The following is a 12,746-nucleotide window of genomic DNA, read 5'->3' as shown; positions in this document are numbered from 1 at the left end:
TTAGGTAACGAATACAAGTTTTAGAGGATTAATCATGAGCACAGGTACTGTTGTCCAAGTGATTGGCGCGGTTGTGGACGTAGAGTTTCCACAAGATGCCGTACCTCAGGTATATGACGCTCTGAAGATCACAGGTGAAGGCTCCTGTAATGGTTTGGTGCTGGAAGTTCAGCAACAACTAGGTGGTGGTGTAGTTCGTACCATCGCTATGGGTACTTCTGATGGTCTGCGTCGTGGTCTTGAGGTAGTAAACTCAGGTTCACCTATTTCTGTTCCTGTTGGTACCGCCACTCTTGGCCGTATCATGAACGTTTTAGGCGACCCTATTGATGAAGCTGGTGCAATTGGCGAAGAAGAACGTTATGTGATTCACCGCAGCGCTCCTTCATACGAAGAGCAATCAAACACGACTGAACTGTTAGAGACGGGTATCAAGGTTATCGACCTTGTATGTCCATTCGCTAAGGGTGGTAAAGTAGGTCTGTTCGGTGGTGCGGGTGTTGGTAAGACAGTTAACATGATGGAACTGATTAACAACATCGCTAAAGCTCACTCAGGTCTTTCTGTATTCGCTGGTGTAGGTGAGCGTACTCGTGAGGGTAACGACTTCTACTACGAGATGAAGGATTCTGGCGTTCTCGACAAAGTAGCCATGGTTTATGGTCAAATGAACGAGCCACCAGGAAACCGTCTGCGTGTAGCACTGACCGGTCTGACTATGGCTGAAAAGTTCCGTGACGAAGGTCGTGACGTACTGTTGTTCGTTGACAACATCTACCGTTACACCCTAGCCGGTACTGAAGTATCAGCACTGTTAGGTCGTATGCCTTCTGCGGTAGGTTACCAACCCACTCTGGCTGAAGAAATGGGCGTTCTGCAAGAGCGTATTACTTCAACTAAGACGGGTTCTATTACCTCTGTACAAGCGGTATACGTACCTGCGGACGACTTGACTGACCCGTCACCAGCAACAACCTTCGCTCACTTAGATGCGACTGTTGTATTGTCACGTCAAATCGCTTCTCTGGGTATTTACCCAGCGGTTGACCCATTGGATTCGACTTCTCGTCAATTAGATCCATTAGTGGTTGGTCAGGAGCACTATGACGTAGCTAACGGTGTACAAACTGTTCTGCAACGCTACAAAGAGCTGAAAGACATTATTGCGATTCTCGGTATGGACGAATTGTCAGATGATGACAAGATGACCGTTTCCCGTGCACGTAAGATTGAGCGTTTCTTGTCTCAGCCTTTCCACGTAGCAGAAGTCTTTACTGGTTCTCCTGGTAAGTACGTTTCTCTGAAAGACACTATCCGTGGCTTCAAGGGAATTCTGAGTGGTGAGTTCGATCACATTCCAGAACAAGCGTTCTACATGGTTGGTTCTATCGACGAAGCTGTCGAGAAAGCTAACAAAAAGAAATAACTAAGTAGTCATACTTAGTTTTTTAAGGAGAACGGGATGGCAGCCATGACAGTACAGCTTGATATAGTAAGTGCAGAGAGCAGCATCTTCTCAGGTCGCGTAGCTAGCCTACAAGTGACCGGTTCTGAAGGTGAGTTGGGCATCATGCATGGCCACGCTCCACTGTTAAGCTATATCAAACCTGGCATGGCGCGCATTGTCAAACAAGACGGCAGCGAAGAAGTGTTTTACCTTTCTGGTGGTTTACTGGAAGTACAACCTTCTTCTGTTTCTGTGTTAGCTGATGTGGTTATGCGTGCCAAAGATATTGATGAGCAGGCAGCATTAGAAGCCAAGCGTCGTGCAGAAGCCCATATGGCAACTGCGGGTGCGGACTTTAATTATGATGCCGCTATGGTTGAGTTAGCGAAAGCAATGGCTCAACTACGTGTTGTTGAAACCATCAAGAAAAACATTGCCAGATAAAGGTTATTGTTTGTGATAAAAGGCGGTTATCGAAAGATACCCGCCTTTTTTGTTGGTTTTTTCGCTGCGTTTTGAGATCTGCCTTTCGCTTTGCTGCGCCTTTCCGTTAAAATTGCGCCATTAAATAGAGCTCAGTTTATCCCTTTGGGATGTTAATCAAGGATATGGCAATGGCATTAAATGTAGTGATCTTGGCAGCAGGAAAAGGAACTCGCATGCGCTCGGATCTTCCCAAGGTATTACATCCTATCGCTCATAAGAGCATGGTGCAGCATGTGATTGATACTGCACACCATATTGGCAGTGATGCTATACAGCTCGTTTATGGCTACGGTGCCGATAAATTAAAATCCGCTTTGGGTGAGCAGCAACTCAATTGGATGTTGCAAGCCGAGCAGTTAGGCACTGGCCATGCGGTCGCTCAGGCGATTCCTAATATCGATGATAATGATACTGTGCTGATCCTTTACGGTGATGTGCCGTTAATCCAAGCCTCTACACTTGAAGCTTTGCTCGCTGCGCGTCCCGATAATGGCGTGGCAATTTTAACCGTCAATCTAACCAATCCTACTGGCTATGGCCGTATCGTCCGCGAACAGGGCAAGGTTGTCGGTATTGTCGAACAAAAAGATGCTAATCCCGAGCAACTTGCTATTAATGAAGTTAACACGGGCATTATGGCGGTTCCTGGTAATGCATTAAAAACCTGGCTTGGTCGCCTATCGAATAACAATGCCCAAGGTGAATACTATCTAACGGATATTATCGCCATGGCCCACGCCGATGGGGTTGAGATTAATACTGCTCAGCCGCAATCTGCTATCGAAGTGGAAGGCGCTAATAACCGCGTGCAGCTTGCACAACTTGAGCGCACTTATCAGGCCCGTGAAGCCGAAAAGCTGATGATTGCTGGTGCTAATCTGCGCGATCCAAGCCGTATCGATATCCGTGGTGAAGTGACCGTGGGTATGGATGTGATGGTCGATGTGAATGTGATTTTCGAAGGTAAAGTGGTGATTGGCAATAACGTTAGCATCGGCGCTGGTGCAATTCTGATTGATTGTGAAATTGCCGATAATGCCGAGATCAAACCTTACTCTATTATCGAAGGCGCTAAACTCGGCGTAGCAGCCAGTGCGGGGCCTTTTGCCCGTTTACGCCCCGGTGCTGAGTTAATGCAAGATGCCCATATCGGTAACTTCGTTGAGATGAAAAAAGCCGTTTTAGGTGTGGGGTCTAAGGCGGGTCACTTAGCCTATTTAGGCGATGCGCAAATCGGTGCGGGTGTGAATATTGGTGCGGGCACTATTACCTGTAATTACGATGGTGCCAATAAACACTTAACCGTGATTGAAGATAATGTGTTTGTGGGAAGTGATACTCAGCTGGTGGCGCCGGTGACTATTGGTAAAGGCGCGACGCTTGGTGCGGGGTCAACAATTACCCGTGATGTGGGTGAGGATGAGCTAGTGATCACCCGTGTTAAGCAAAAACATCTGACTGGCTGGCAACGTCCGGTAAAGACTAAGAAGTAACGGCTTCATTTTTTGTTATAGAAAGCGGCAATTAGCCGCTTTATGTTTTTTTGTCAAAGGTCTAAATCCTCTCCAAATAAAAATCAGCTAAATTAATGTTGAATTAATACTGTGGTGTTATGGGTAATTCATTGTTTTTATTCAAAGTTGATCTAAGTCACGCCAAATTGTAAATCCATGTAAAGATCCTTAAATAAAAACAATTCTTATTTATATTGCCTGCAATTCTAAGACGAAAGGTCTACTTGAGGTGTTGGCAATGGTATTTAAATATTCAGTTGTAGGTTTGGCCGTTGGGGCTGCATTAATGGCGATGCCTGTTATGGCAGAAGCGCCAAACGATGCAAATATAGAACGTATTAAGGTAACAGGCCGTACTTTTAACGATTATAAAGTCGGTAGCGCATCGGGCGCTATGCGTGGCGATATTGACTTAATGGATACCCCGCAGTCCGTTAATGTTATCCCTGATTTTGTTACCGATGAACAATTAGCAACAAACCTTGCGGAAGTCTTAGTTAACGATTCGAGCGTAACGGCGGGTACTACTCGTTGGAACCGTCAAGTCTTCAGTATCCGAGGCTTCGAACTCGATTCCGGTAATGGTTATCTCATCAATGGCCACCAGCAATGGTCTCATTACGTTCAACCTATCGAAACGCTGCAGCAGGTAGAAGTACTTAAAGGCCCTTCAAGTATGTTGTATGGCCAATCCGGTCCTGGCGGTTTGGTTAATATGGTCACCAAAAAGCCGACCTATGATTCAATGCTCGATTTAGGTTTTGATACTGATGGCTACGGCTCTACCCGTGCGCAGTTAGATGCGGGAGGCAGCTTAAACGATGCTCAAAGCATTCGTTATCGTGGTGTGTTAGTTAAACAAGACACTAAATACTGGCGCGAATATTCAACTACTAATGAAAACCAAGAGCGTGATCGTTGGTTGGGTTACTTAAACTTAGAATTTGATATCAGTGATGATGTTTTGTTATCGGTTAAGTACGACCATACCCAAGACAAAGCGGGCATCGATGCGGGTGGCTGGTTAGATAAACAAGGCAATGTGATTGGCGAGCGTAAAACCGTATGGGACGCGCCTTGGGCCTTTACCGATAATACTGTTTCAAATTTAGGTGCTGATCTGACTTGGCAAATGAGTAACGACTGGAAAGTTAAAGTCGGCTACAACGATCAACAATTTAATCGCCAACGTTTAGACTCTGCGCCAAGTTTGATTGAAGGCTCTGAAGATCCATTCAAAGATGGTTATAGCATCAAACCATTCGACCGTTATGACGATTGGCAGCATAAAACGGCCTATGTGGATTTCACGGGTGAATTTTCTTTGGCAGGAATGGAGCATCAATTCCTTATTGGTGCTAACTATTTAGACTATTTCTATCAGCAGCAAATTCAGAAAGGCAAAAGTCAGCGTGTAATTCCTGGGCAACCAATTATTCAGCAAGATCTTGATTATCATCAAGGTCAGCTAAGCAACCCAAGTGAATACAAGTATTACGGTTTCTATTTGCAGGATTTAATGACATTAAATGAGCAATGGAAGTTGCTTGCTGGTGTACGGTATGACGAACAGAAAAAAGATACCGCTGGCGGTAACAGCTATGCCGTATCGCCTAAATTCGGGGTGATTTATTCGCCTATGGATAATGGCAGTATTTATGTTAACTATTCAAAAAGCTTTACCCCGCAAGGATCTGTAACCAGTTCCGAAGATGTGAATCAAGGGGCTAATCTAAAACCTGAGTATGGCACTCAGTATGAATTGGGAACGAAGTGGGAGCTCTTTAATGACAGTCTACTGCTGACAGCTGCTCTGTTTGATATAACCGTGTCCAATGTCACAACAGTGCTAGATATTCCAGTAACAAGTGATGGTGATAAAACAATAACCACTCAAGGTGGTGAGCAACATCACCGTGGTTTTGAAGTTGGTGCCCAAGGCCAGTTAGGTGATAGCTGGTTTGTGACTTCATCTATGATGTATTTAGATGCGGAATATAATACGGGTGCAGGCAAAATCGGTGGCAAGAATTTAGATGGTAAAACTCCTATTGATGCCCCTGAGTGGTCTGCCAATATCTGGACTCGTTACGAAGTAACTGACAACTTTGCGATGAACTTTGGCGCTATCTACGTTGGTGAGCGTTTTGCTAATGATGTAAATACCATAACCAAAGATGGTTACGTCCGTTTTGATATCGGTGCTGCCTACACTATGGATATTATGGGTAAAGACGTAAGCATCCGCGCAAACGTGAGAAACCTATTTGATACTGAATACTTAGATGGTGGTAGCGATAAGATGGTCACTATCGGCCAAGATCGTAACTTCAGCGTGGCACTTGAAGCTAAGTTTTAAGCTCAGTTCCCCTTTTTAAGTTTCATACAATTAAAGCAGTTTACCTTTGGGTGAACTGCTTTTTTATTATTTTTCATAGAGTTAATTAATCCAACTTAAAAGCGACCCATCTTGATTCGAAATTATCTTTCGAATACTAGTAAAAATGTTTCGTTTCTTTATAATATATCTTTCGAATCGAAAGTTAACTGAAAGGTTTTATGAATAAACGAAATACACAGCAACGACGCCACAGTATCATCAGCATCCTGAATGAACAGGGTGAAGTGAGTGTCGATGAGTTGTCATTACGTTTCGAAACTTCTGAAGTGACTATTCGTAAAGACTTGGCAGAACTTGAAAAAACGGGACTGTTGCTACGCCGCTACGGTGGTGCTGTGGCTATTCCCGATGAAGTGACGCAACAGTTTTCTGCCAAGATTGCCCCTAATAAGTTATCCATCGCTAAAGCTGCGGCGCAGCTGATTAAAGATCACAATCGCATCATTATCGATAGCGGTACCACCACTTCAGGCTTAATTGCTGAACTCAACCAAAAACGTGGGCTGGTGGTAATGACCAATGCTCTGCATTTGGCTAACGCGATTCACGAACTTGAAAATGAGCCGACCCTATTGATGACCGGTGGAACCTGGGATCCGCATTCTGAATCCTTTCAAGGCCAAGTGGCCGAACAGGTATTACGCTCCTATAACTTTGACCAACTGTTTATCGGTGCCGACGGTATCGATTTAGCGCGAGGTACCACCACCTTTAATGAGCTGACGGGTTTAAGTAAGGTGATGGCTGAGGTTTCCCGCGAAGTCATCGTGATGGTGGATTCGGACAAAATAGGCAAGCGGATCCCTAATTTAGAACTACCTTGGTCGCAAATCAGTGTACTAGTCACCGATGATCGCATCGAAGAGAGCGCCCTTAACCAAATTACCGAGCAAGGCGTGAAAGTCATCTTAGCGCCCTACTCGCCTTAGGCATTTGCCCGTGATAAGCCAGAGCAAATGACTCAAACAACTTCATTTTTATTTTTCATTTTATAGGTAAAAACTATGTGCGGAATCGTTGGCGCCGTGGCGCAAAGGGATGTGGCCGAAATTCTGGTCGAAGGTTTACGTCGTTTAGAATATCGTGGATATGACTCCGCTGGTGTTGCGGTGATCCACAATGGCGAACTCAATCGCACCCGCCGCGTGGGTAAAGTGCAGGAATTGTCTGCTGCACTCGAAACCGACCCATTAGCGGGCGGCACTGGTATTGCGCATACTCGTTGGGCGACCCATGGTGAGCCAAGCGAGCGCAATGCTCACCCACATTTATCTGAAGGCGATATTGCCGTGGTGCACAATGGCATTATCGAAAACCATCATAAACTGCGCGAAATGCTAAAAGAGCTGGGCTATCACTTCAGTTCTGATACCGACACCGAAGTGATCTGTCATTTAGTTCACCATGAATTGAAATCTAACGACACTTTACTGGCTGCGGTGCAAGCCACGGTTAAACAACTCGAAGGCGCTTATGGCACTGTGGTGATTGACCGCCGCGACAGCGAGCGCATGGTCGTGGCGCGCTCAGGCAGCCCATTAGTGATTGGTTTTGGTTTAGGTGAAAACTTTGTCGCCTCTGATCAATTGGCGCTATTGCCTGTGACCCGTTCATTCGCCTTTTTAGAAGAAGGTGACGTGGCCGAAGTGACTCGTCGCACCGTGAGCATTTTCGATGTGCATGGTAATAAAGTTGAGCGCGAAGTTAAAGAATCAGAAATCACCCACGATGCCGGTGACAAAGGTGAATATCGCCACTATATGCTCAAAGAGATTTATGAGCAGCCATTGGCACTGACACGCACTATCGAAGGTCGTATTGCTAACAAGCAAGTGCTCGACACGGCTTTTGGCGATAATGCTGCTGAGTTTTTAAAAGATATCAAGCACGTGCAAATCATTGCCTGTGGTACTAGCTACCATGCGGGTATGGCGGCGCGTTATTGGTTAGAGGATTGGGCCGGCGTTTCTTGTAATGTCGAAATCGCCTCCGAATTCCGCTACCGCAAGTCACATTTGTTTCCTAACAGCCTGTTGGTGACCATTTCTCAATCCGGCGAGACCGCCGATACGCTGGCGGCGATGCGCCTAGCCAAAGAAATGGGCTATAAGGCGACACTGACCATCTGTAACGCGCCCGGCTCTTCTTTGGTGCGTGAGTCAGATATGGCGTACATGATGAAAGCAGGCGCTGAAATTGGCGTTGCTTCAACTAAAGCCTTTACCGTGCAATTAGCGGGTTTATTAATGCTGACGGCGGTGATCGGCCGCCATAATGGCATGTCAGAGCAAATGCAGGCGGAGATCACCCAAAGCCTACAGTCTATGCCCGCTAAAGTGGAGCAAGCCTTAAGCTTAGATGATGCGATTGCTGAATTGGCGGAAGATTTTGCCGACAAACACCATGCCTTATTCCTTGGCCGTGGCGATCAGTACCCGATTGCGATGGAAGGTGCGCTCAAACTAAAAGAGATCTCCTACATCCATGCAGAGGCATATGCCTCTGGCGAGCTGAAACATGGCCCACTGGCGTTGATTGATGCCGACATGCCCGTCATCGTGGTTGCACCAAACAACGAACTGTTAGAAAAGCTGAAATCTAACGTTGAAGAAGTGCGTGCCCGTGGCGGCTTAATGTATGTCTTCGCCGATGTGGATGCAGAGTTTGAATCTGACGAGACCATGAAGGTTATCCCGGTTCCACACTGCGATATCTTTATGGCGCCGCTGATTTACACCATCCCATTACAGTTGCTGTCGTATCACGTTGCCTTAATTAAGGGCACCGATGTGGATCAACCACGAAACCTCGCTAAATCGGTGACGGTGGAATAAATCGGAAGCAATAAAAAACCGCCTAAATGGCGGTTTTTTATTGGGGCTTTATTAGAGTATGTGCTGGTGGCTGAGTGTATTAAGCCGTTATTGCATTAAGTGCGTTCTGCTTTTTTGCCTCGAAACGTTTCCATACTCTATCGTGGAAATAAAACACTACAGTGTTTATCGCGGGCTCAACTAAGGCGACGGCACCACCGACCAAAACACTACCAGTTAATAAATAGGTAACGGTGAAGGCAACGCTGAAATGTAATACGGCAAAAGTTAATGTCTTGGTCATGATCTTATCCTCTAATGTTAGCCCCAATTGGGAATGATTAAATGATAACAATTCTCATTAAAATTTAAACCCGTATTTTGAGATTAGTTTAAACGGTTTTTTCTATCTATAAGCGCTAAAAAATATAAAGCCCTCGAATGAGGGCTTTATATGGCAATCAGCTTCGATCAGTAATGCCAAGGAAACGCTGAAAAGTCCTGGTCACGTTTCTCAAGGAAAGCATCGCGTCCTTCTTGAGCTTCTGCGCTGGCATAGGCTAAGCGTGTCGCTTCACCCGCAAACAGTTGCTGACCGACCATGCCGTCGTCGGTCATGTTAAAGCCGTACTTCAGCATACGCATCGCCGTAGGCGATTTGGAGTTAATCTCTTTGGCCCATCTTAATGCTTCAACTTCGAGTTCGGCATGGGGAACCGATTTATTCACCATTCCCATGGCAAAGGCTTCATCGGCACTGTAGTTAAAGCCGCAGAAGAAGATTTCGCGGGCGCGTTTTTGGCCAATCATCTTGGCAAGATAAGCACTGCCGTAGCCAGAGTCGAAGCTCGCGACATCAGGATCCGTTTGCTTGAATATGGCATGTTCTTTGGACGCTAAGGTTAAATCGCAAACCACATGCAAACTGTGTCCGCCACCCACAGCCCAACCAGGCACGACCGCGATCACTACTTTTGGCATAAAGCGGATCAATCGTTGGACTTCGAGGATATGTAAACGCCCCATTCTGGCTAAATCGGCTTTGCCCTCTTCGGCGCCTTCATATTTATAACCATCTTTACCACGAATGCGTTGATCGCCGCCGGAGGAGAATGAGTATTGTCCTTTGGCCGAGGGGCCATTGCCAGTGAGTAATACACAACCTACATCGGACCATTGGCGAGTGTGATCGAGGGCGATATATAACTCATCAACCGTTTTTGGACGAAAGGCATTGAGGCAATCTGGACGGTTGATGGCGATACGCACTGTGCCGTGGGCTTTGGCTCTATGGTAAGTGATATCGTCGAAATTAAATCCGCTGACTTCATCCCACAGTGCGGGATCAAAAATATCTGATACTGGTTTAGTCATGATACAAGGCCTATGTAATTGAAGTTCAAAGGCTAGGCGGAATCATGTCTTTGGTCAATCGCCTAAGCGTCATGCTTAGTGATGGGCTGCAAAATTCCGTTTGCCTGTTAGTGGAATTAGAGGTTATCGCAGATAAATAGCAAGTTATCTCGGCTAAAAATGGGATGCTCAGTGGCTGTAGTGCCACAGTAGTTTTCTTTAAAATCAGCAATGCCATCTTCGGTGAGTGGGATTTTATTAAACTCTTCAGCCTCAGATGCTGATAGCCGCTCCAATATCTCTGTTCGTGCTTTCGTGAGATTTTGATTAATTTTAATTATCTGAGTGCCCATTGCTGAGCTCACTTTGCTTTCTATCTTTTGAACCATTTCCTCTGTTTTTGCTATAGGTGCATCTAGTTTATCTGTTTCGGTGTATAAGTAATATAATGCACCACAAAGGAGCGCTAATATGATCCAACCTTTCATCTTTTAGTCCAACATAAGTGAATAACCATTAATAATATGGGTATAATAAGCCAGTTTTCGTCCAATATTAAAGCAGTAAAAGGCTGTCACGATGAACGCAGAATCTAATAACAAGGACTATTCGAAAACCAATCGAATTAAGATTCACCAGCCTGATGCAGATAAGGCTGATCGCTTTAACCCCCGTAATCGGATTTATGTCCGTGCAATCGATGGATTATGGAGTAGTTTACGCCGCCGCATGGGCTGGATAGCAATGCTCTTCTTCCTGATATTACCTTGGATCCCTTGGGGAGACCGTCAAGCCGTATGGTTTAACCTCGCTGAGCAGAAATTCCATGTCTTTGGCTTAACGATTTGGCCGCAGGATCTGACCTTACTTGCCGCTCTCTTTATGATAGCCGCCTTTGCGTTATTTTTTGTGACAACCTATCTCGGCCGAGTCTGGTGTGGTTACACTTGCCCGCAAACCGTATGGACATTTATGTTCATCTGGTTTGAGGAAAAACTCGAAGGTGCCCGTAATAAGCGCATTAAGCTAGATCAAATGCCATGGGGTTTTGACAAAATCTGGCGCAAAACCGCAAAACACACTGCATGGATAGTACTTTCGCTCATCACGGCAATGACCTTTGTGTCCTATTTTGTGCCGAGCCGTGAAGTCTATGTCGATGTATTTACCCTTAATGCATCAGGCGCAATCTACTTCTGGGTGGTGTTTTTTACCTTAGCGACCTACGGTAATGCGGGTTGGATGCGTGAAATCATGTGTATCCATATGTGCCCTTACGCGCGTTTCCAATCGGCGATGTTTGATAAAAACACCTATATCGTTGGTTACGATGCAAAACGCGGTGAGACCCGCGGCCCGCGCTCACGTAAAGCCGACCCCAAAGAAATGGGTCTAGGAGATTGTATTGACTGCGACCTTTGTGTTCAGGTTTGCCCTACCGGTATCGATATTCGTAATGGCTTGCAATATGAATGTATTAACTGTGGTGCCTGTATTGATGCGTGCGACCAAACCATGGAGCGGATGGGATACCCTCTAGGGCTGATTAGTTACACCACCGAAAATAAACTCGAAGGTATTAAAGAGAAGGTACTGCGTCCGAAGCTGGTGGGTTATGGTGTGGTGCTGGCCGCGATGATACTTATCTTTATCTATGCGAGTGCGACAATTGCGCCTGTGCGTATGGATATTATCCGCGACCGTAATCAACTCTATCGAGAAAATGATCGAGGTTTGATTGAAAACACCTTCACCTTGAAGATCCTGAATAAGACAGAGCAAGCTCATGAATACACTATGAGTGTTGAAGGCCTCAACAACTATAAGTGGTATGGACCTACCTCAGTGACGATTGCTGGTGGAGAGGTATTAACTCTACCTATTAGTATCGGGGTCGATCCGGTCGAACTTTCGCGTTCAGTGACAAACATCGAGATAAAAGTGAAAACCCATATTGATGGTGAAGAAGTCGAAGTCGAGCAAGAATCGCGATTCTTTAGCCCATAGTTACTGTTTCGTTAACCAAATGAGTTTAAAAAGGGACTGTTTAGTCCCTTTTTTATTCATGTTGCTGGATATCTAGGCGTCTAGATGATTAATCGTAATTTTCTGACAAAAAGCGCTTGCACAAAAGTTTTCGCTGCCTATAATGCGCATCCACTGACACGGCAGACAGCGAAAGCCAACGCGGTTACAGTGCGAATCGAGTGCAAAATGTGCTGTTGATTCGAAAGCCTCAAGAAGTTTGCAAAAACGCCTTGACGCGACAAGGGAAATGCGTAGAATACGCAGCCCTGACCTGCTGAGCGGTAACGCGAAGTGAATGGTCAAACGCTCTTTAACAATCTAAACAAGAAATCTGTGTGGACACTCACAGGTGTTGAGTTAATCGAAATTACTTTACTTTCGAGTGAGTAATCAAAGAATTAAATCAATGAATGAGTGTTCATAGCAATATGTACATACAGTAATGTATGAATTGAAACGCAATGCTTCTTAGTGAGCAAAGCGGATCAAAACAGTAGAATTCATTGAGTCGTTTAACGCGAGTTAAACAAAAAACTTTAATTGAAGAGTTTGATCATGGCTCAGATTGAACGCTGGCGGCAGGCCTAACACATGCAAGTCGAGCGGCAGCACAAGTAAGTTTACTTATGAGGTGGCGAGCGGCGGACGGGTGAGTAATGCCTAGGGATCTGCCCAGTCGAGGGGGATAACAGTTGGAAACGACT

At 45.5% G+C, this 12,746-nt stretch carries 10 protein-coding genes and 1 rRNA gene (1 of these 11 only partly in view); 8 read left to right on the top strand and 3 right to left on the bottom strand.

From position 1 onward, the window contains the following. Positions 1 to 34 precede the first annotated feature (34 nt). From atpD to glmS, 6 genes are all read left to right on the top strand, one after another. Positions 35 to 1,426, top strand: a complete 1,392-nt coding sequence (atpD, locus tag CEQ32_RS16175; protein WP_037413426.1) for a F0F1 ATP synthase subunit beta — start codon at positions 35 to 37, stop codon at positions 1,424 to 1,426. 36 nt (positions 1,427 to 1,462) lie between these two features. Beyond that, entirely contained in the window at positions 1,463 to 1,891 is a 429-nt protein-coding gene (locus tag CEQ32_RS16170) for a F0F1 ATP synthase subunit epsilon (protein WP_011624645.1), read from the top strand. Positions 1,892 to 2,061: 170 nt separating this feature from the next. Next, positions 2,062 to 3,426, top strand: a complete 1,365-nt coding sequence (gene glmU / locus CEQ32_RS16165) for a bifunctional UDP-N-acetylglucosamine diphosphorylase/glucosamine-1-phosphate N-acetyltransferase GlmU (protein ID WP_088586437.1) — start codon at positions 2,062 to 2,064, stop codon at positions 3,424 to 3,426. Positions 3,427 to 3,685: 259 nt separating this feature from the next. Next, positions 3,686 to 5,806, top strand: coding sequence for a TonB-dependent receptor (locus CEQ32_RS16160; protein WP_088586436.1), 2,121 nt, complete (start codon positions 3,686 to 3,688; stop codon positions 5,804 to 5,806). Between the two features lie 200 nt (positions 5,807 to 6,006). After that, the gene (locus CEQ32_RS16155; protein WP_037430947.1) at positions 6,007 to 6,777 is read left to right on the top strand and encodes a DeoR/GlpR family DNA-binding transcription regulator; all 771 of its coding nucleotides are present in this window, start codon (positions 6,007 to 6,009) and stop codon (positions 6,775 to 6,777) included. Between the two features lie 75 nt (positions 6,778 to 6,852). Then, positions 6,853 to 8,682 carry a glutamine--fructose-6-phosphate transaminase (isomerizing) gene (gene glmS, locus CEQ32_RS16150; protein WP_088586435.1) on the top strand — a complete coding sequence of 610 codons (1,830 nt, stop codon included), beginning with the start codon at positions 6,853 to 6,855 and terminating at the stop codon, positions 8,680 to 8,682. Positions 8,683 to 8,761: 79 nt separating this feature from the next. Here glmS and CEQ32_RS16145 read toward each other — a convergent pair whose 3' ends face one another. The 3 genes from CEQ32_RS16145 to CEQ32_RS16135 all read right to left on the bottom strand — a co-directional run bounded on the left by CEQ32_RS16145 (position 8,762) and on the right by CEQ32_RS16135 (position 10,502). Next, on the bottom strand, positions 8,762 to 8,965 hold the full coding sequence (locus CEQ32_RS16145; protein ID WP_023266065.1) for a DUF2061 domain-containing protein: 204 nt from the start codon (positions 8,963 to 8,965) through the stop codon (positions 8,762 to 8,764). 167 nt (positions 8,966 to 9,132) lie between these two features. Then, the gene (locus CEQ32_RS16140) at positions 9,133 to 10,035 is read right to left on the bottom strand and encodes a 1,4-dihydroxy-2-naphthoyl-CoA synthase (RefSeq protein ID WP_037431666.1); all 903 of its coding nucleotides are present in this window, start codon (positions 10,033 to 10,035) and stop codon (positions 9,133 to 9,135) included. A 116-nt stretch (positions 10,036 to 10,151) separates the two neighbouring features. Continuing rightward, positions 10,152 to 10,502 carry a hypothetical protein gene (locus CEQ32_RS16135; RefSeq protein WP_037424115.1) on the bottom strand — a complete coding sequence of 117 codons (351 nt, stop codon included), beginning with the start codon at positions 10,500 to 10,502 and terminating at the stop codon, positions 10,152 to 10,154. Positions 10,503 to 10,593: 91 nt separating this feature from the next. Here CEQ32_RS16135 and ccoG point away from each other — a divergent pair, with 91 nt between their 5' ends. Together ccoG and CEQ32_RS16125 are read left to right on the top strand one after the other, a co-directional pair. Continuing rightward, a complete protein-coding gene (ccoG, locus tag CEQ32_RS16130) occupies positions 10,594 to 12,021 on the top strand; it encodes a cytochrome c oxidase accessory protein CcoG (protein WP_037431664.1) in 1,428 nt (475 codons plus the stop codon). Between the two features lie 558 nt (positions 12,022 to 12,579). Next, positions 12,580 to 12,746, top strand: a 16S ribosomal RNA gene (locus CEQ32_RS16125) (it continues 1,375 nt past the right edge of the window).

Source organism: Shewanella sp. FDAARGOS_354 (assembly GCF_002209245.2).
GTDB lineage: Bacteria > Pseudomonadota > Gammaproteobacteria > Enterobacterales > Shewanellaceae > Shewanella > Shewanella xiamenensis.
Note: the sequence above shows the minus strand (reverse complement) of the source record. Positions and strands in the feature narration are given on the sequence as shown.

What these genes read in the sequence shown, in the direction of transcription:
- glmS (WP_088586435.1), top strand. Translation starts at nt 6,853, where the DNA reads ATGTGCGGAATCGTTGGCGCCGTGGCGCAAAGGGATGTGGCCGAAATT.
- CEQ32_RS16170 (WP_011624645.1), top strand. Translation starts at nt 1,463, where the DNA reads ATGGCAGCCATGACAGTACAGCTTGATATAGTAAGTGCAGAGAGCAGC.
- CEQ32_RS16140 (WP_037431666.1), bottom strand. Translation starts at nt 10,035, where the DNA reads ATGACTAAACCAGTATCAGATATTTTTGATCCCGCACTGTGGGATGAA.
- atpD (WP_037413426.1), top strand. Translation starts at nt 35, where the DNA reads ATGAGCACAGGTACTGTTGTCCAAGTGATTGGCGCGGTTGTGGACGTA.
- glmU (WP_088586437.1), top strand. Translation starts at nt 2,062, where the DNA reads ATGGCATTAAATGTAGTGATCTTGGCAGCAGGAAAAGGAACTCGCATG.
- CEQ32_RS16155 (WP_037430947.1), top strand. Translation starts at nt 6,007, where the DNA reads ATGAATAAACGAAATACACAGCAACGACGCCACAGTATCATCAGCATC.
- ccoG (WP_037431664.1), top strand. Translation starts at nt 10,594, where the DNA reads ATGAACGCAGAATCTAATAACAAGGACTATTCGAAAACCAATCGAATT.
- CEQ32_RS16145 (WP_023266065.1), bottom strand. Translation starts at nt 8,965, where the DNA reads ATGACCAAGACATTAACTTTTGCCGTATTACATTTCAGCGTTGCCTTC.
- CEQ32_RS16135 (WP_037424115.1), bottom strand. Translation starts at nt 10,502, where the DNA reads ATGAAAGGTTGGATCATATTAGCGCTCCTTTGTGGTGCATTATATTAC.
- CEQ32_RS16160 (WP_088586436.1), top strand. Translation starts at nt 3,686, where the DNA reads ATGGTATTTAAATATTCAGTTGTAGGTTTGGCCGTTGGGGCTGCATTA.